Consider the following 16,763-nt stretch of genomic DNA (forward strand, 5'->3'; position numbering starts at 1 on the left):
TTACATATTAATCTAAAACTTTATAGTCGTCTTCGCTTATTGGTTCGATCACTTTACCAAATAATTTATCTTTCCAATTAGTCCATTTGTATTTTTTTGACATAATTAAAAGTATTATTGGATACACAACTAAAACGGGAACAATAATTTCAAGAATAGTATTTGTTGCTTGCTCTGCAGTATATTTAAAAATGGCATCTGTTTGCAACGCAGACCAATCGCTAGTCACCAAAAGGGCAGCCAGGAGATTATTCCCTAAATGGAACCCCAAGGCTAACTCGAGTCCATCATCCATTAAAGTCATAATACCTAATAACAATCCTGTACCGATATAAAACACCATCGTTATAAACCCTATTTCGGCTACTTCAGGATTAGCACTATGAGCTATCCCAAAAAATACAGACGTTACAATTAACGGGAACCATTTATTCTTTACTAAATCGCCAATGTGTTGCATAAAATAGCCTCTAAACAAATATTCTTCGAGTCCAATTTGAAATGGAAAAAGCAACAAGCTAATAATTAACAAAACCGCAAATTTTACAGGTTGAAACTGCAACGCTATTTGAGAGGAATCGGATACATACGAAACTCCAAACAATATAAGTGTTATGATAACGATTAGGGAGAACGAAAAGAGAATTCGTCCCCAATCGACTTTTGACCTAGCGGTTGTAAGCGATAAAATACTCCTTTGATGCACAAACTTAACAAAAACAAAAAGTAGCCCTAATAGGAAAACAAAGGGCAAAAGATTTACAATTAAAGATAAGTTTGATGGTATTGATTTCATTAAATCATAGGCTTTATCCAAATCCTCTGGAGAGGAAAACAAATACGCTATAAAATTTAATATAAACACTCCTGAAATTAGGATAGATGTTAAGATAAAAATCCATAATTCCCTTTTTCCTTTGTAAACTTGTTGTATATAATCCATTATAAATTAAAATTCCATTTTTTTAAATTATCGCATCTCAATGTACCCTTTTTAACTTGTAAAGGGCTTTCAAAATTATTGGTAAACAACCCTCCTGTCCCAAGACCTTGTGGCAATTTACTTTGTTTTGTATAGGTATATTGCGCTATGGCATTAAGCCCTACATTACTTTCCAAAGCACTGGTTATCCACCACCCTATCTTATTTTCTTCTGCAATTGCGATCCACTCATCACTACCTTTAAATCCACCTATTAAGCTTGGTTTTAAAATAATGTATTGCGGATTTATAGTTTGCAACAATTCTTGCTTATTTGTTACTGAAAACACCCCTATCAACTCTTCATCTAATGCAATTGGCAAGGGCGTTGCTTCACATAGTATTGCCATTTCTTCGACCTGTCCCTGCTTTATGGGTTGTTCGATAGAATGCAGGTCTAATTCTGATAATTGTTTTAACTTTTCTAATGCTCCTGATGCAGAAAAAGCACCATTGGCATCTACTCTTATCTCTATTTCTTTAGAAGAAAAGCTATCACGGATGGATTTTATCAAATCCAATTCATTTTGAAAGGCGATTGCTCCAATCTTCATTTTAATACAGTTAAAACCTGAAGCAATTTTGTTTTCTATCTGCTGTTTCATAAAGGATTTATCACCCATCCAAATCAATCCGTTTATAGGAATGGCTTCTTTACCCTTTGTGAAATTTGATGGAAACAGCTCAAATGTATCCTGGCTTTCTAATGACCTAAGAGCCATTTCCAATCCAAATTGGATACTGGGATACTCAATTAATTCATTTAACAAATAGTCTAAATTACTATTTATGTTATGGCAAACCCATTTTAATTTTTCTTCATAATCTGGTCTATCATCTACAGAGAGCCCTCTAAACAAGCCGCATTCACCAATCCCCTGCTTACCATTATAATTGAGTATAATAAACCATGTTTCCTTAGTTTTTAAGATCCCTCTAGAAGTTCCGCTAGCTTGCTTAAAATGTAATATGTACTTTTTATACGATGCTGTTATCATTTACAACTCTATAAAATCGCCTATTTCCAACAGCATCAAGTCTTTGTCCTTTTCAAAAAATTTACGTTTGGCTACTTCTTGATCGATTTCTATATAACCAAACGTGTCGAAATGATAGCCCAATATTTTATCGCACTGAACAAAATCACTCGCAACTATGGCATCTTCTACACCCATCGTAAAATTATCGCCAATAGGCAAAATGGCCAAGTCTAGCTTGGTTTTCAGGGGAATAAGTTTCATATCAAAAGTCAAGGCCGTATCGCCTGCTATATATATGTTTTTGTGCTCTCCTTCTATTACAAAACCTCCTGGCTGACCGCCATAACTTCCATCGGGAAATGACGACGTATGAATGGCATTTACATATTTAACAGTGCCAAATTCAAAATCCCATTGTCCCCCAAGATTCATAGGGTGTCCTTCAATGCCTAGTTTTTCAAAATGTGACACAACTTCAAAACTAGAAACAACAACGGCTCCTGTACGTTTTGCAATAGTTTCCACATCTAATATATGATCTTGATGTGCATGCGTTACAAGGATGTAATCGGCTTTAAGCTCATTTATATTAATCCCTGATGCTTTCGGGTTACCGGTAATAAAAGGATCTACAAGAATATCAACATCGTTGACTTGTATTCCTAAACTTGCGTGACCATAAAATGTTATCTTCATCTACTTTAATTTTTTTATTAAACTGATTATTTTACAAATGAAAATTTCACACATAAAACCAACCTTTTTCGCTTTTTACAAAAAAACAACCATTTTGGATTGGTATGTAAAACCAAATTTGATGATGTGCATTTTAACTAATTATTAGACATAACGAAAAATACAAAAAAATCTAGTATAGATAGCCAATCCCCATTAGAACAGCCAATAACACCGTTGTTAAAGCCAATTTCTTTAATTCGGGGTCTAATTGTTTGGGTTCTGTATTAGTTCTCACAGTTATTAGGTGCTTAATCAGTGGTAGGTAAGCAATAGCAAAAATCAAGTTGTAGATCGATGTATAATATAAAATTCCGAATAGTCCAGAAAGTAAAATAGCTAAACCAATAAGAGTCATATGGTATAACTTGGCATTCTTAGATCCAAGCCTAACCGCTAAGGTTATTTTATTTGATTTTTTATCGGAATCTATATCTCGCATGTTGTTTAAATTGAGTACTCCGGCACTTAAAAGTCCAATGGTACATGCTGGCAAAAACACAACATGATCTATGGTTTTAGCGTATAGTACATAACAACCAACAACACTTATTAGTCCGAAAAATATAAACACGAAAACATCTCCTAATCCTCTATATCCATAGGCATTCTGCCCCATTGTATATCGAATGGCCGCTACTACACATGCTATACCTAACAGAAAAAATGTTAGGGTAAGAAAAAAGTGATGTACCCCAAAAGCACAAAAAATAAGAAAAAATGCCAGGCCAATAGATATCAGCACATTGATCTTAATGGCTTGAAACATACTTTCGGGTGAAATTTTACCACTTTGTATGGCACGTTCTGGACCTATTCTATCATCATTATCGGTACCCTTTACACCGTCACCATAATCGTTTGCTAAATTGGATAATATCTGTAAACTTAAAGTAGTTAAAATAGCAAGAATAAAAATATCCCATTTAAAGTAGCCATTATAATCAGCAAAACATGAAGCTAAAATAATCCCAGAAATTGATAGTGGTAGCGTTCTTAAACGCATTGTAGAAATCCAAAGAGAGAGCTGCTTCATTTATGGTATCCATTTTTTTTCAAAATTAGGCTTTCGCTTTTCTAAAAAGGCATTTCTACCTTCCTTAGCTTCATCGGTCATATAAGCCAATCTAGTTGCTTCACCAGCAAATACTTGCTGACCTACCATACCATCATCTGTTAAATTCATGGCAAATTTCAACATTTTTATTGATGTGGGCGATTTTGCCAATATTTCTTGAGCCCATTGGTAAGCTGTTGCTTCCAATTCATCATGGGGAATAACTGCATTTACCATACCCATCTCGTAAGCTTCCTGAGCAGAATAATTACGTCCTAAGAAAAATATTTCCCTTGCCTTTTTCTGTCCAACCATTTTAGCCAGATAGGCTGAACCATAACCGCCATCGAAACTCGTTACATCGGCATCGGTTTGTTTAAAAATTGCATGCTCTTTACTGGCTAAAGTTAAATCGCATACCACATGCAAACTATGACCGCCACCTACAGCCCAACCGGGTACAACGGCAATAACAGCCTTAGGCATAAAACGTATTAAACGTTGCACTTCCAATATGTTTAAACGGTGGTATCCATCTTCTCCAACATAACCTTGATGTCCTCTGGCTTTTTGATCGCCACCACTACAAAAAGAATAAACACCATCCTTAGTAGAAGGGCCTTCTGCCGATAATAAAACAACACCTATATTTACATCCTCGTTTGCATCATAAAATGCATCATACAATTCGCTTGTTGTCTTTGGCCTAAAGGCATTTCTAACATTTGGCCTGTTAAATGCTATTCTGGCAACACCATTACATTTTTTATATGTAATGTCGTCATATTCCTTGGCAGTTACCCAATTTGCTTGCTCCATTTTCTTTATTTTAGCCAAAAATAAATTTTATTTCATAAAATAGTTACTTCGGCAATGAAAAATAATATTTCCTTTTATATTTTAGTCTGTATATCATTACTTTGTAATGCGCAATCTTATGATTTTAAAACGATCGTAGACCTTGATGCTACCGATATTATTAGTCAAGGCAATACAGGTACTTGTTGGAGTTTCTCAACATCTTCATTTTTAGAAAGCGAAATTATACGACTTACAGGAAAGCACATAGATTTGTCTGAGATGTATATTGTTAGAAATACTTACCCTAAAAAAGCCTGGAATTATGTAATGCGACAGGGCAAAGCACAATTTAGTGAGGGAGGTTTAGCACATGACGCTATAAACAGTGTTAAACTTTATGGATTAGTTCCCAATACTACATTTAAAGCCGTAATGGACGAAAAAGGCCGTTTTAACCATTCGAAACTGATCGACACATTAAAAACTACATTAGACCAGTTTATCAAGGCACCCAAGCAGTACAAATCAACTTGGCAACAGGACGTAAACACTATTTTAGACCTTCAAATAGGAGAAAACATTAATAGTTTTACTTATAACGGCATTTCGTATTCGCCAATGTCCTTTTTGGAAATGACCAAAATAAATCCGGATGATTATATTAGTGTGACTTCTTTTTTACACCAACCCTTCTACTCTACCTTTATATTGAACATTCCTGATAATTTTTCTAATGGATCTTTTTACAATGTACCGTTGGACGATCTGGTAAACATAGTTAATAATGCCTTAAAAAAAGGGTTTACGGTAGAACTGGATTGTGATGTAAGCGAAAAAACATTTTCGGCAAAACATGGATTGGCTATAATTCCCATAGACGGACAAGATCAATTACAGGCTTTAACGACAGTTACTCCAGAAAAAGCGATCACCCAAAAATTCAGACAGGAAGAATTTGAGAACTACAATACTACCGATGATCATTTAATGCACATAACTGGTTTTTTAAAGGATCAAAATGGCACAATCTATTACAAGGTAAAAAATTCTTGGGGTAAAAACTCAGATCGTATAGGCAATAATGGTTATGTCTACATGAGTGAAGCTTATTTTAGACTAAAAACCATCTCCATAATGGTCCATAAAGATGCTTTTTTTAAGCATCTTAAAGAATAGCTAATAGGTTACCAAAGTAATTAATTTCCTTAATACGAGTAAAAAAACAGCTAAATTATTTGTTTGTAGTATTTTATTTATTACTTTTGCCTAGCTATTAACCTTAACCGATAAAATATGCGTTTTAACCACATTTGTTGTATTTTAACGATTTAAACCCCAAAAATTATGTTATTAAAAATTACTATTTTTCTTTCGGTATTAGTAATTGTTAATTTGTTGCTTTTGAAATTTAGTTGCAACAAAACCAATAAACCTGAAAAAACCAGTAAAAAACCTGTTGTTCTTAGGCCCGAAATTACCATAAAACAGGTTGAAGGTCAGCTTGCTCCAACAGGGAGTTAGTTTTACTGAAGTGCTTATTACCAAACCAGTGTCCTTTGTTTGCACTTAAGGGCGAAGGGTGTCCAGATGCCAATATGTGATGCTTATTGGTATCTATTAGCTTCATTTTTTTCTTTGCATACCCTCCCCAAAGCAAGAAAACAATATTCTCTTTTTTGTCACTTACTAGTTTAATCACTGCATCCGTAAAGGTCTCCCAACCTCTATTTTGATGACTTCCTGCCTGATGTGCCCGCACAGTTAATGTTGCATTTAGTAACAGAACTCCTTGGTCTGCCCAACGCATTAAATTACCACTTTTGGGATATGGCACACCAATATCGCTATCTATTTCTTTAAATATATTTTTAAGCGATGGTGGGTGCGCTATACCATCGTTTACAGAAAAACACAGGCCATTGGCTTGTCTCACACCATGGTAAGGATCTTGACCTATAAGTACCACTTTTACATCCTCAAAACGACAATGATTAAAAGCATTGAAAATCTCTTTTCCTGGAGGGTAGCACGTGTAAGCTCCGTACTCTTGCTTTACAAATTGTGCCAGGTTTTGAAAGTAAGGCTTAGCGAACTCTAACTCTAAATGCTGTTTCCAGCTTTCTTCAATTTCTACATTCATTTTTGCAATTTCTAAAAATCGAACTAAAATAATATTATCTTTAATCTTACAAAAATAGATACGATTGAAAAATATAAAATTTCCAACCGCCCAAACAATCCTTATAGTAATTGCTGGGCTTGTTGCACTTTTAACTTGGATTATTCCTGCTGGCAAATACCATACATTATCGTACAACAAAGCCCAAAATACATTTTCAAAAATAACCAGCGACGGCACTTTTACACTTACTGCCAGTCAAAAAACCTTAGATAGCTTACAAATAAAGATTCCTTTGGAAAAATTTACCAATGGAGACATATGGAAGCCCATAAGCATCCCGCACACATATAACAGACTAGAAGCTAATCCGCAAGGATTAACATCCTTTATTAAATCGCCGATTAAGGGCATAATTGAAGCTGCTGATATTATCTTTTTAGTATTAATTATTGGTGGGCTTATTGGTATTATGAACCACACAGGAGCCTTTGATGCAGGTATAGCATGGATTGCCAAAGTTTTGAAGGGAAGGGAATACCTGATTATAATGTCGGTTACATTCTTAATAGCAATCGGTGGAACCACATTTGGACTGGCCGAAGAAACCATCGCTTTTTACCCAATTCTCATTCCCATATTCCTTGCCGCCAACTACGATGCCATGGTTGCTTTAGCCTCCATTTACATAGGCTCAAGTGTAGGCACTATGTGTTCTACAACAAACCCATTTAGCTCTATTATTGCCTCAGATGCTGCCGGCATAAACTGGACAACGGGATTAAACTTTAGGTTACTTATGCTTGTTTTGTGTACCTTCATCTGTTTGTTATACATTTTACGCTATGCCAATCGCGTTAAGAAAACACCTAGTAAATCTATTATATATGACCAAAAGGAAGCCATTGAACAGCTTTTTGGCAATACAACGCACTCAACTCTTAAACTTACTAACCGCTTACGGCTCATACTCTTTATTTTTATTATGTGTTTTGTTATTATGATTTATGGTGTTTCGAGTTTGGACTGGTGGTTTATTGAAATGACTAGTGTATTTCTTGTTGGCGCTGTGTTAATAGGCGGTATTGCAAGAATTAAAGAATCTTCATTTGTAGAAATCTTTGTTAAGGGAGCAAGTGATTTATTAGGCGTAGCATTAATTATCGGTATTGCCCGAGGCATTACTGTATTGATGGATGATGGGCTAATAAGCGATACAATATTATATTACTCCAGTAACATAACAAATGGCATGAACAAAGGGGTGTTTACCAATGCATTGCTGTTTGTTTTTGGCGGCCTTTCCTTCTTCATTCCTTCATCTTCTGGTATGGCCGTATTAACAATGCCAATCATGGCGCCATTAGCCGATGGTGTTGGTATTGGTCGAGAAATGATTGTGAACACCTATCAATATGGCATGGGACTTTTTGCCTTTATAAATCCCACGGGATTAATACTTGCTTCTTTAGCCATTGTAAAAGTAGGTTTTGACAAATGGTTGAAGTTTGTGATGCCCCTTGTTATTATATTAACACTATTTACGATGCTAATGCTAACCATCTTTACGTATATAAACTAAAGTTTTTGAGCTAAGCTAAAATCTTAACTAATAGTTCTTTTAATAAATCCCCTTGGGGCGTAGCATTGGAACCAACCCCTTTGCTCTTCACATCAAATTCACGTAATACGGCCACTACTTCGCTCACCTTACGCATAGGGTAATTGCGAGCTGCCAAAATGTATTCATTTACAAAATATGGGTTAATCCTTAATGCAGAAGCCACATTACGCGGTGATTTATCCTGTAAACCATGAAAATGAAGCAATTGGGAAAAAAAATTGAATAACAACGAAACTGTAACGACCATTGGATTATCCTTTGGGTTATCTGCAAAATACTTTACAATTTGATAAGCCCTGACAGCATTTCTCTCTCCTACAGCTTTACGCAATTCAAAATTATTAAAATCCTTACTTATCCCTATATTTTGCTCAATAAGCTCTGGGGTTATCTGACTTCCTTTTGGCAAAATAATCTGTAACTTTTCCAGTTCGTTGTTTATTTTACTCAAATCAGTACCTAAAAATTCGACAAGCATCTGCGCCGCTTTTGGTGTAATACTATAATCTTTGGGCGATAGTACCCTACGAATCCAATCGGCTACCTGGTTCTCATAAAGCTTTTTACTTTCATAAACAACACTCGTTTTTTTCAGTGTTTTATATAGGCTCTTTCGCTTATCTATACTTTTATACTTATAGTTAACAACCAAAACGGTTGATGGTTGCGGATTGGCAGCATAATCGGCTAATTTTTCGATAGTACGCGATAAATCTTGAGCTTCTTTAACCACAACCACCTGATACTCGGCCATCATGGGATACCGCTTTGCATTACTAACAATATCATCAATAGTTATATCGCGCCCATATAAGACCATTTGATTAAACCCCTTTTCTTCTTCAGCCAGCACATTATCTTCAATAAAACCTGAAATCTTATCAATATAATAAGGTTCTTCTCCCATTAAAAAGTAAATAGGCTTTAAGTTTTTATTCTTTATATCCGTAACCAATTGTTTTACTTCGTCCAAAACTCTTTAACATTTCTAGATAACAAACCCAAAATCCAACAACTAAATTAGTCTTTTAGAATTTGAGTTTTGTATGTTTATACTTTGTGGCTTAACTTTGAAAACTTTTATACGAGCAATACATGCAAGACCTTAACTTTCCAAAGTTTTCGTTCCGATTCAAAAGTAGCGAAAATAAAATTTCTATTTTTGATAGTATACGTAAAAAGTTTGTTGTTTTACAACCCGAAGAGTGGGTAAGGCAACACTGTTTGCTCTATTTAATGCAAGTAAAGGGGGTTCCAAAATCCCTCATAAACGTTGAAAAGGAGCTAATTGTAAATGCTCTGAAAAAACGTTATGACATTGTTGTTTACAATCCTAGTGGCACCATTCATTTAATAGTAGAATGCAAGGCTCCCCATATAACTATAAGTCAAGATACCTTCGATCAAATTGCACGTTACAATATGGTTTTAAATGCGGATTACTTAATGGTAACTAACGGATTAAATCATTACTATTGTCAAATGGATTTTAAAACCGAACGTTATATGTTTTTAAAAGATATTCCTAATTACAAATTATGAAATGAGCATAAACAAATTTCATCATTGCATACCCACCAACATGATTAAATTTTTTATGCGAATTCCTGAATGTGCAGAAATTTTTAGTTTCTTCATTTTTCAGAAAACTATAAAATTTTAAACAGATGAAAATTGCCATAGTTATACTTAATTGGAACGGTAAAGCGCTCTTAGAAAAATTTTTACCATCCGTTATATTGCATTCAAAACAAGCAGATATCTATGTTGCCGATAATGCTTCCAACGACGACTCCATTAACTTTTTAAAACATACTTATCCCAACATAAAGGTCATTAAAAATATTGTTAATGGTGGTTATGCAAAAGGATACAATGATGCCTTGAAATTTATAGAAGCAGATATTTTCTGTTTATTAAACAGTGACGTTGAAGTAACCGAAAATTGGCTCTCTCCAATTTTGGATACATTTAATGAAGAAGTTAACACAGCCATTATCCAACCGAAAATTTTAGACTATAAGCGAAAGGAGTATTTTGAATATGCTGGAGCTGCAGGAGGATTTATAGACAAATATGGCTATCCCTATTGTCGCGGGCGTATTTTTAACACCATTGAAAAGGACAATGGGCAGTACAATGATACAACGGAGATATTTTGGGCTTCAGGAGCCTGCCTATTTATTAGAAGCCACGTGTTTTTTGAATTAGAAGGATTCGATGAACACTTCTTTGCACATATGGAAGAGATAGACTTATGTTGGCGTGCCAAGCACTTAGGTTATATCACCAAGTATGTTGGCTTTTCCTGCGTTTACCATGTTGGAGGCGCGACACTTGATGCCTCAAACTCTAAAAAAACCTACCTCAATTTTAGAAATAGCTTGTTTATGCTAACAAAAAATGCACCCGGCAATATATTTATATTAATTATTACAAGGTTGATTATTGATGGCATAGCTGGCATTAAGTTTCTTCTGGAATTAAAGTTCAAGCATGCTTTTGCTATTGTTAAAGCTCATTTTAATTTCTATAAAAATATAAGTATTTTTTTAAAACAACGGAAAGATATTCAAAAAGTGTTGAAGTATTATCAAGTTACATCGATTGCCTTCAATTATTTCATAAAAAAGAACATCTTTTACAAAAGTTTTTAAATAGTTATTAAAAAATCGCTCAAGTGTACCAAAATAAACGGTTTTTTACATACTTTTGTGCAAATTCATTAAGCCTAAATTTTAATTTCAATTAATTATGAGAAAAGTAGTATTACTTAGTTTATCAACGATATTTTTACTAAGTTCATGTGTATCCAAAAAACAATTCACAGATTTAGAAGCTAAACACAAAGAAACACAAGACTTACTTAATTCAGCTACCGTTAAGCTAAACTCTTGTTTAGAGGACAGAGCTTCTGCAACAGCAAGAGCAGCAGCTTTAGAAGAGCAAGTATCTGATTTACGTAAAGCAAATGACAATTTAACAGTTTTATCTGCTAAAGGAGCTAGCAATGTTGAAAAGACTTTAGAGAGTATCAAAGAAAAAGATCTTAAAATTTCTCGTTTACAAGATGCTATCACTAAAAAGGACAGTGTTACTTTAGCACTTGTTACAAGCATTAAACGTGAAGTAGGCATAAACGATCCAGATATTGAAGTAAACGTTGAAAAAGGAGTTGTATTTATCTCTATTGCTGATAAGTTATTATTCAAAAGCGGTAGCTACAACGTAACTTCTCAAGCTAAAAACGTATTAGCAAAAGTTGCCAAAGTTGTAAATAGCAAGCCTGATTTTGAATGTATGGTTGAAGGTCACACCGATAATGTTCCTTATAGAAAAGAGCCTTTATTAGACAACTGGGATTTAAGTGTTAAACGTTCTACTTCTATCATTAGAGTTTTAGAGAGTTTAGATGTTAAACCAAGTCAGTTAATTGCTGCTGGACGTAGTCACTACGTACCATTAGTAGATAACGACACTGCAGAGAACAGATCAAGAAACAGACGTACTCGCATTGTTATACTTCCAAAAATCGATCAGTTCTATGACATGATCGAAAAAGAAATGAAAAATCTTGAAGCTGCTAACTAACAGTCAGCTATCGATAATAAAAAGAGAAGCTCAGTCATTTTTGGCTGGGCTTTTTTATGATACACAGTTTAGAAAATCTCTAAACTTCCTTTTCCTTCCCTTACTACTACAGGTTCTCCTTGTGACAAATCAATAATGGTCGACGCATGGTTATCCCCATAGCCCCCATCTATTACCAAGTCTACCAAATTATCCCATTTTTCCAAAATCAGTTCAGGATCTGTTGTATACTCCAATATAGTATCATCATCTCGAATAGATGTCGAAATAATAGGATTACCCAATTGCTTAACTATCTCCAAAGCAATATTGTTTTTAGGCACCCTAATCCCCACTGTTTTTCTTTTCTTAAAAGGGTTGGGCAAATTTTTAGAACCGGGTAGAATAAAAGTGTACGGTCCCGGAAGCGCCCGTTTTAATATCTTAAAGGTCGATGTGTCTATTTGCTTTACATAGTCGCTTAAGTTGCTTAAGTCATGGCATACAAACGAAAAATTAGACTTTTCTAACTTAACTTGCTTGATTTTGGCCACACGTTCTAGTGCTTTTAGATTGGTAATATCACATCCTAGCCCATATACTGTATCCGTAGGATAAATTATAAGTCCGCCACGCTTTAACACATTAATAGCTTTGCTTATTTCCTTAGGGTTAGGGTTTTCTTCATATATGCGTATTAACTCGGCCATAATATATTCGTATATTTATAAATACAAATTAACCATTATTTTCTTTATGAAATCTTTAAAATATAGTTTATTAAACATTTTATTGTTAGTAACTGTTTATAATTGCTCCAACGAAAAAACAGATGCTGAGGTTATTGACACCTTTGACCCTTCGCTATATTACGAACAATTAGATGTTAGCTATGGTGATGATCCCGATCAAACATTCGACTTGTATTTACCTGCCAATAGATCTCAAAACACCAAAATTATGGTACTCGTACATGGAGGCGGATGGTCTGCTGGCGACAAAAACGAAATGAATGCAATTAGAGACTTATTACGCTCGGATTTTCCTAATCTTGCTGTTGTTAATATAAATTACCGCTTAGCAGATGATGATAATGCACCATATCCAATGCAGATAAACGATATAAGTAGTATTATTGAACATTTAAAGATCAACAAAACCAAATATACCATATCTGACGATCTTGGCTTTATAGGGATTAGTGCAGGTGCCCATTTAGCCTTACTCTGGAGCTATGCTTTTGATACAAACAATCAAGTTTCGATGGTATGTAGCATTGTAGGCCCTACAAATTTTACAGATCCTGCATATCTTAACAATGTAAATCCAGATTTACAAGAGCTTTTGGATTTGTACGGATCCGATGTTCCCATAGCTTTTTTAGAAGAAGTTAGCCCATACCATCAGGTAACCGATATTGCGCCACCAACCATTTTATTTTATGGAGGCCAAGATCCCCTCATACCTACAACGCAAGGCACGGCATTACGTGATAAATTATTAAACTTAGGAGTAACCCACGAATTTACCTTATACCCTGAAGCTGGTCACGGATGGATTGGCTTAGAGCTATTGGATACTTGGACAAAGCTAAAAGCCTTTATAAATGCATATATTTAGAGAAAACTTTGAATTGCCAATTCATAGCTTTGCATACCAAAACCAAGAATAACACCCGAGGCATTAGGAGATATATACGACTGATGACGAAATGCTTCCCTTCCAAATGTATTGGAAATATGGACTTCTACGACCTTGGTTTCAATAGCCTTAACAGCATCACCAAGTCCAACAGATGTATGTGTATAGGCTGCTGCATTTAAAATGACACCATCATAGCTAAACCCAACTTCGTGTAATTTATCTATAAGCTCCCCCTCTATATTCGACTGAAAATAATCTATTTGAATATCAGAAAACGTTTTTCTTAGGTTCTCCAAATAATCCGTAAAAGACAAACTACCATAAATAGTAGGTTCGCGCTTACCCAATAAATTTAAATTAGGCCCGTTAATTATGATTAGTCTTTTCATGTACTTACTTTTATTGTTTTTCATTGGTCAGATGTAATTCGCCATTAAACATTTTGGTTGGTATATAGAATTATTATGGCTCATTTCATAGCTCAAAGATATTTAAATTTTAAGCATAAAAAAACCGAAGTGTTTTAACTTCGGTTTTTTTATGAAACTAATTCACACTATGGTTGTATAATGATACCTAGGTTAAATGCTGAGGTTGTATTTGTTAGACTAAAGTCTAAATCGTCTATTACATTAACAAAACCACCATAACCTTGATATTGAACATATAATTGTGTAGTATCTGAAATCTCGAACTTATAACCTATTCCAACTCCCAACCCTGCATCAAAAGAGGCATCTACATTATCTTTAATATCAATCTCTCCATTTGGCCCGTCTGCTTTAGCGCTAAGTAAAAATCCTAAAGTTGGACCAAAATTTAGAAACCAATCTCTGTTAGATCCAAAATGCCAATTAGCATGCAAAGGAAGTGCTAGATAGTTCAATTTATCTATAGTATCTTCTCCCGATTGAGTTACCTTTGTTCCTTTAGAATCATAAAGAAGCCCTGAACGCAAACTCCAACGATCACTAAAATAATATTCAGCTATTGCCCCTGCATTAAAAGACATTCTAATCTTGTTGTTTAAATTTTCAGTACTCGCATAATTTGAAAGATTTAATCCTAATTGAGGAGCAATAGTAAAGTCCCCTGAGTCAGATTGAGCATTAATACTAAATATTCCTAAAAATAATAGCACATAAAACAGTTGTTTTTTCATAAAAAAAATTTAAATTTTCATCAAGCCAATATAAGATTATTTTTTCTTATAAAAAGAAAAAAGATTACAATTTAAAAAAAATACTTACAAAAAAACTAATCTACAATGCTTTGCTTTAGAATATCTATTTGAGTAACCTCTCCTTGTTTTAAATTAGACAACGCCTTAATTATGTTTTTGCCATCATCTATCTTAACAACAACTGTATTAGGTGCTATATCCCCTTCATTATTTGCTTTAATAACAAGTGTCGTTTTACCAGCTTCCAGATCAACTGAAACAACCTTTGTTATGGATTTTGCTTCGTAATTTTTCAATATTGGTTTGCCATTTGAAAAAACCGTAATTCTATCACCATCTTCTTTACCTCCATCGTATATTATTAAGTTTACACTTCTAGCACTTGAAAAAACACTGAGCACCTGATCCTTTCTTAAAATATTCATTTTTAAAGAATCCAATAGTTTTAAAGAGCCTATCTTATTCTTAATACTATCCGATATCTTTTTCGACCTATTGATTTTGTTTACAACTTTATCCATTCTTGCCTGCACTTTATCCATAGCATTTAAAAACAATTCGCCATCAACACATTTTTCGTTATCAGAAAACAGGCCAATAAAACTGGACTTTAAACTTTTTGTTTTTTCAAATGTAAAATTCTTAAATCTGGTATGGATAAAGCAAAAGTCATTTTGAGAAACTGGAGACTTAGTATATACAATGGCTGTTTCCCTAAAGTCTAATTCCTTTTTTTCTTTATTATACTCCCCATAAACACTTGATTTTGTTTCATGTTCTCCTCCTATATCTGTTAAAGAATAACCCTTAACAAGACCATTATCTTCAGTAAGCTGTAATTTATAAGATATAGTTATTGTGTCATTAAGGACGACTGCCCCCACATATTCATAATGCTTTTGGGAAAAGCAAAACAAATTTAACAGTAAAAAAAACAAATTAAGTAAGCATTTTCTTTTCACAGAGGGGATTTTTAATATATTTGATAAACAAACATAATTCAATTTTATATGAAAACTAAATTATTATTGACATTATTGGTAATGTTTCTAACATTTACTAGTAGCTATGCCTCTTTCCCTGTTAAGAGAACGGTAGTGAACACTACGAACACAGAAGTAACTACATCTACGACTGAAGTTATTGAACCTTTAGCAACAGTTGCAACCCAAGATAAATGGGTTGGTGTAGCCTTATGGTTCTTTTTGGGATGGCCTTTTGCCGCGCACAGATGGTATTACAAAAAACCTGTCTGGGCTAATATTTTATTTATTGTAACCATTGGTGGATTAGGTATTTGGGCCATCGTGGATTTAATAAATATCTTGACTGATAATTTCTAATAATTAGTGACCATGAAATTTAAAGACCACTAAAGCGTGGTCTTTTTTTATACCATCATTTGATAGCTTCCTATTCTCAATTCAAAAAAAGCCGAAGTATTTAAACTTCGGCCATATAAAGCTAAACATTAATTTGTTTAGAAATGAAAAGCAAATCCAATTAAACCTTGAAAAGCACTATCGGCCTTTTGGTCATCTAAAGTTACATTATATCTAATTGTTGGCTCTATACTAACATTGTCTGCAACAAACCAGGCATAACCACCTTGTATTCCTACCCAATTTGCATTATTTCCATCAACAGAAGATCCTGTAAAGTCAACACCTACTGGAAACTCACCACCAAGGTAGTACTTTGCACCTACCTTATACACCAATGTACCGTCAATTTCATCTGCATCTGCATAACCTAATCCAGCTTTAATTGCCAAATTATCAGATACAAAGTAACCTGCATCAGCCCCAACAGACCATATTGTTGAACCATCTACAGAAAGTAAAGAAAAAGCTGTATTACCAGTTGCCCAAGAACCAGTATTTGCTTCAATAACCCAAGACCCTTTTGATAATGCACTGCCGTTATTGGCATCTTGCGCTTTTACGCTTGTAAAACCAAGTACTGCGATAGCAGCACTTAACAATAATTTTTTCATAATAACCTGAGTTCGACGTAATGATTTAATAAAAAAGAGCTAGTTGCGGTGTGTTTTCTGTTTCAAATTTAA

19 protein-coding genes are annotated in these 16,763 nt (G+C 34.3%); 7 read left to right on the plus strand and 12 right to left on the minus strand.

Annotation, left to right across the window (positions count from 1 at the left end; all coding sequences use genetic code 11):
* Nucleotides 1-7: 7 nt before the first annotated feature.
* The 5 genes from ABD792_RS14280 to ABD792_RS14300 all read right to left on the minus strand — a co-directional run bounded on the left by ABD792_RS14280 (nt 8) and on the right by ABD792_RS14300 (nt 4,573).
* On the minus strand, nt 8-943 hold the full coding sequence (locus ABD792_RS14280) for a CPBP family intramembrane glutamic endopeptidase (RefSeq protein ID WP_345006945.1): 936 nt from the start codon (nt 941-943) through the stop codon (nt 8-10).
* Nucleotides 943-1,980, minus strand: a complete 1,038-nt coding sequence (locus ABD792_RS14285) for an o-succinylbenzoate synthase (RefSeq protein ID WP_345006946.1) — start codon at nt 1,978-1,980, stop codon at nt 943-945. Before ABD792_RS14285 ends, ABD792_RS14280 begins: the two co-directional genes overlap by 1 nt.
* Nucleotides 1,981-2,658 (minus strand): metal-dependent hydrolase, encoded by a 678-nt coding sequence (locus tag ABD792_RS14290; RefSeq protein ID WP_345006947.1) that lies wholly within the window; start codon nt 2,656-2,658, stop codon nt 1,981-1,983.
* Nucleotides 2,659-2,830: 172 nt separating this feature from the next.
* Entirely contained in the window at nt 2,831-3,733 is a 903-nt protein-coding gene (gene menA / locus ABD792_RS14295) for a 1,4-dihydroxy-2-naphthoate octaprenyltransferase (protein WP_345006948.1), read from the minus strand.
* The gene (locus tag ABD792_RS14300) at nt 3,734-4,573 is read right to left on the minus strand and encodes a 1,4-dihydroxy-2-naphthoyl-CoA synthase (protein WP_345006949.1); all 840 of its coding nucleotides are present in this window, start codon (nt 4,571-4,573) and stop codon (nt 3,734-3,736) included.
* 54 nt (nt 4,574-4,627) lie between these two features.
* On the opposite strand from ABD792_RS14300, the gene ABD792_RS14305 reads away from it, so the two are divergent.
* A complete protein-coding gene (locus ABD792_RS14305; protein ID WP_345006950.1) occupies nt 4,628-5,731 on the plus strand; it encodes a C1 family peptidase in 1,104 nt (367 codons plus the stop codon).
* A gap of 298 nt (nt 5,732-6,029) precedes the next feature.
* Here the strand turns inward: ABD792_RS14305 and ABD792_RS14310 are convergent, their stop codons facing one another.
* A complete protein-coding gene (locus ABD792_RS14310) occupies nt 6,030-6,695 on the minus strand; it encodes a uracil-DNA glycosylase (RefSeq protein ID WP_345006951.1) in 666 nt (221 codons plus the stop codon).
* 64 nt (nt 6,696-6,759) lie between these two features.
* Between ABD792_RS14310 and ABD792_RS14315 the strand changes: the two genes are divergently transcribed.
* Nucleotides 6,760-8,256, plus strand: coding sequence for a YfcC family protein (locus ABD792_RS14315; protein ID WP_345006952.1), 1,497 nt, complete (start codon nt 6,760-6,762; stop codon nt 8,254-8,256).
* Nucleotides 8,257-8,266: 10 nt separating this feature from the next.
* Here ABD792_RS14315 and holA read toward each other — a convergent pair whose 3' ends face one another.
* Nucleotides 8,267-9,271 carry a DNA polymerase III subunit delta gene (gene holA / locus ABD792_RS14320; protein WP_345006953.1) on the minus strand — a complete coding sequence of 335 codons (1,005 nt, stop codon included), beginning with the start codon at nt 9,269-9,271 and terminating at the stop codon, nt 8,267-8,269.
* Nucleotides 9,272-9,393: 122 nt separating this feature from the next.
* Between holA and ABD792_RS14325 the strand changes: the two genes are divergently transcribed.
* From ABD792_RS14325 to ABD792_RS14335, 3 genes are all read left to right on the plus strand, one after another.
* Nucleotides 9,394-9,840, plus strand: a complete 447-nt coding sequence (locus tag ABD792_RS14325) for a type I restriction enzyme HsdR N-terminal domain-containing protein (RefSeq protein ID WP_345006954.1) — start codon at nt 9,394-9,396, stop codon at nt 9,838-9,840.
* A gap of 125 nt (nt 9,841-9,965) precedes the next feature.
* A complete protein-coding gene (locus ABD792_RS14330) occupies nt 9,966-10,955 on the plus strand; it encodes a glycosyltransferase family 2 protein (protein ID WP_345006955.1) in 990 nt (329 codons plus the stop codon).
* A gap of 97 nt (nt 10,956-11,052) precedes the next feature.
* Complete coding sequence (locus ABD792_RS14335) at nt 11,053-11,889, plus strand: OmpA/MotB family protein (RefSeq protein WP_345006956.1); 837 nt, start codon at nt 11,053-11,055, stop codon at nt 11,887-11,889.
* Between the two features lie 68 nt (nt 11,890-11,957).
* Here ABD792_RS14335 and ABD792_RS14340 read toward each other — a convergent pair whose 3' ends face one another.
* A complete protein-coding gene (locus ABD792_RS14340) occupies nt 11,958-12,578 on the minus strand; it encodes an L-threonylcarbamoyladenylate synthase (RefSeq protein ID WP_345006957.1) in 621 nt (206 codons plus the stop codon).
* On the opposite strand from ABD792_RS14340, the gene ABD792_RS14345 reads away from it, so the two are divergent.
* Nucleotides 12,559-13,488, plus strand: a complete 930-nt coding sequence (locus ABD792_RS14345) for an alpha/beta hydrolase (protein WP_345006958.1) — start codon at nt 12,559-12,561, stop codon at nt 13,486-13,488. The genes ABD792_RS14340 and ABD792_RS14345 overlap by 20 nt on opposite strands.
* Here the strand turns inward: ABD792_RS14345 and ABD792_RS14350 are convergent.
* The 3 genes from ABD792_RS14350 to ABD792_RS14360 form a co-directional block, all read right to left on the minus strand.
* Nucleotides 13,485-13,901: a type II 3-dehydroquinate dehydratase gene (locus ABD792_RS14350; protein WP_345006959.1), complete on the minus strand. Its 417-nt coding sequence runs from the start codon at nt 13,899-13,901 to the stop codon at nt 13,485-13,487. The two genes, ABD792_RS14345 and ABD792_RS14350, sit on opposite strands and share 4 nt — an antisense overlap.
* Nucleotides 13,902-14,068: 167 nt before the next feature.
* Nucleotides 14,069-14,674 (minus strand): porin family protein, encoded by a 606-nt coding sequence (locus ABD792_RS14355; protein WP_345006960.1) that lies wholly within the window; start codon nt 14,672-14,674, stop codon nt 14,069-14,071.
* A 95-nt stretch (nt 14,675-14,769) separates the two neighbouring features.
* Nucleotides 14,770-15,657 carry a hypothetical protein gene (locus ABD792_RS14360; protein WP_345006961.1) on the minus strand — a complete coding sequence of 296 codons (888 nt, stop codon included), beginning with the start codon at nt 15,655-15,657 and terminating at the stop codon, nt 14,770-14,772.
* Nucleotides 15,658-15,705: 48 nt separating this feature from the next.
* Here ABD792_RS14360 and ABD792_RS14365 point away from each other — a divergent pair, with 48 nt between their 5' ends.
* Nucleotides 15,706-16,038 carry an NINE protein gene (locus ABD792_RS14365; RefSeq protein WP_345006962.1) on the plus strand — a complete coding sequence of 111 codons (333 nt, stop codon included), beginning with the start codon at nt 15,706-15,708 and terminating at the stop codon, nt 16,036-16,038.
* Between the two features lie 137 nt (nt 16,039-16,175).
* Here the strand turns inward: ABD792_RS14365 and ABD792_RS14370 are convergent, their stop codons facing one another.
* Nucleotides 16,176-16,691 (minus strand): hypothetical protein, encoded by a 516-nt coding sequence (locus ABD792_RS14370; protein ID WP_345006963.1) that lies wholly within the window; start codon nt 16,689-16,691, stop codon nt 16,176-16,178.
* Nucleotides 16,692-16,763 lie beyond the last annotated feature (72 nt).

The sequence above is a fragment of the Snuella lapsa genome (assembly GCF_039539345.1).
In the GTDB taxonomy this organism is placed as follows: Bacteria; Bacteroidota; Bacteroidia; order Flavobacteriales; family Flavobacteriaceae; genus Snuella; species Snuella lapsa.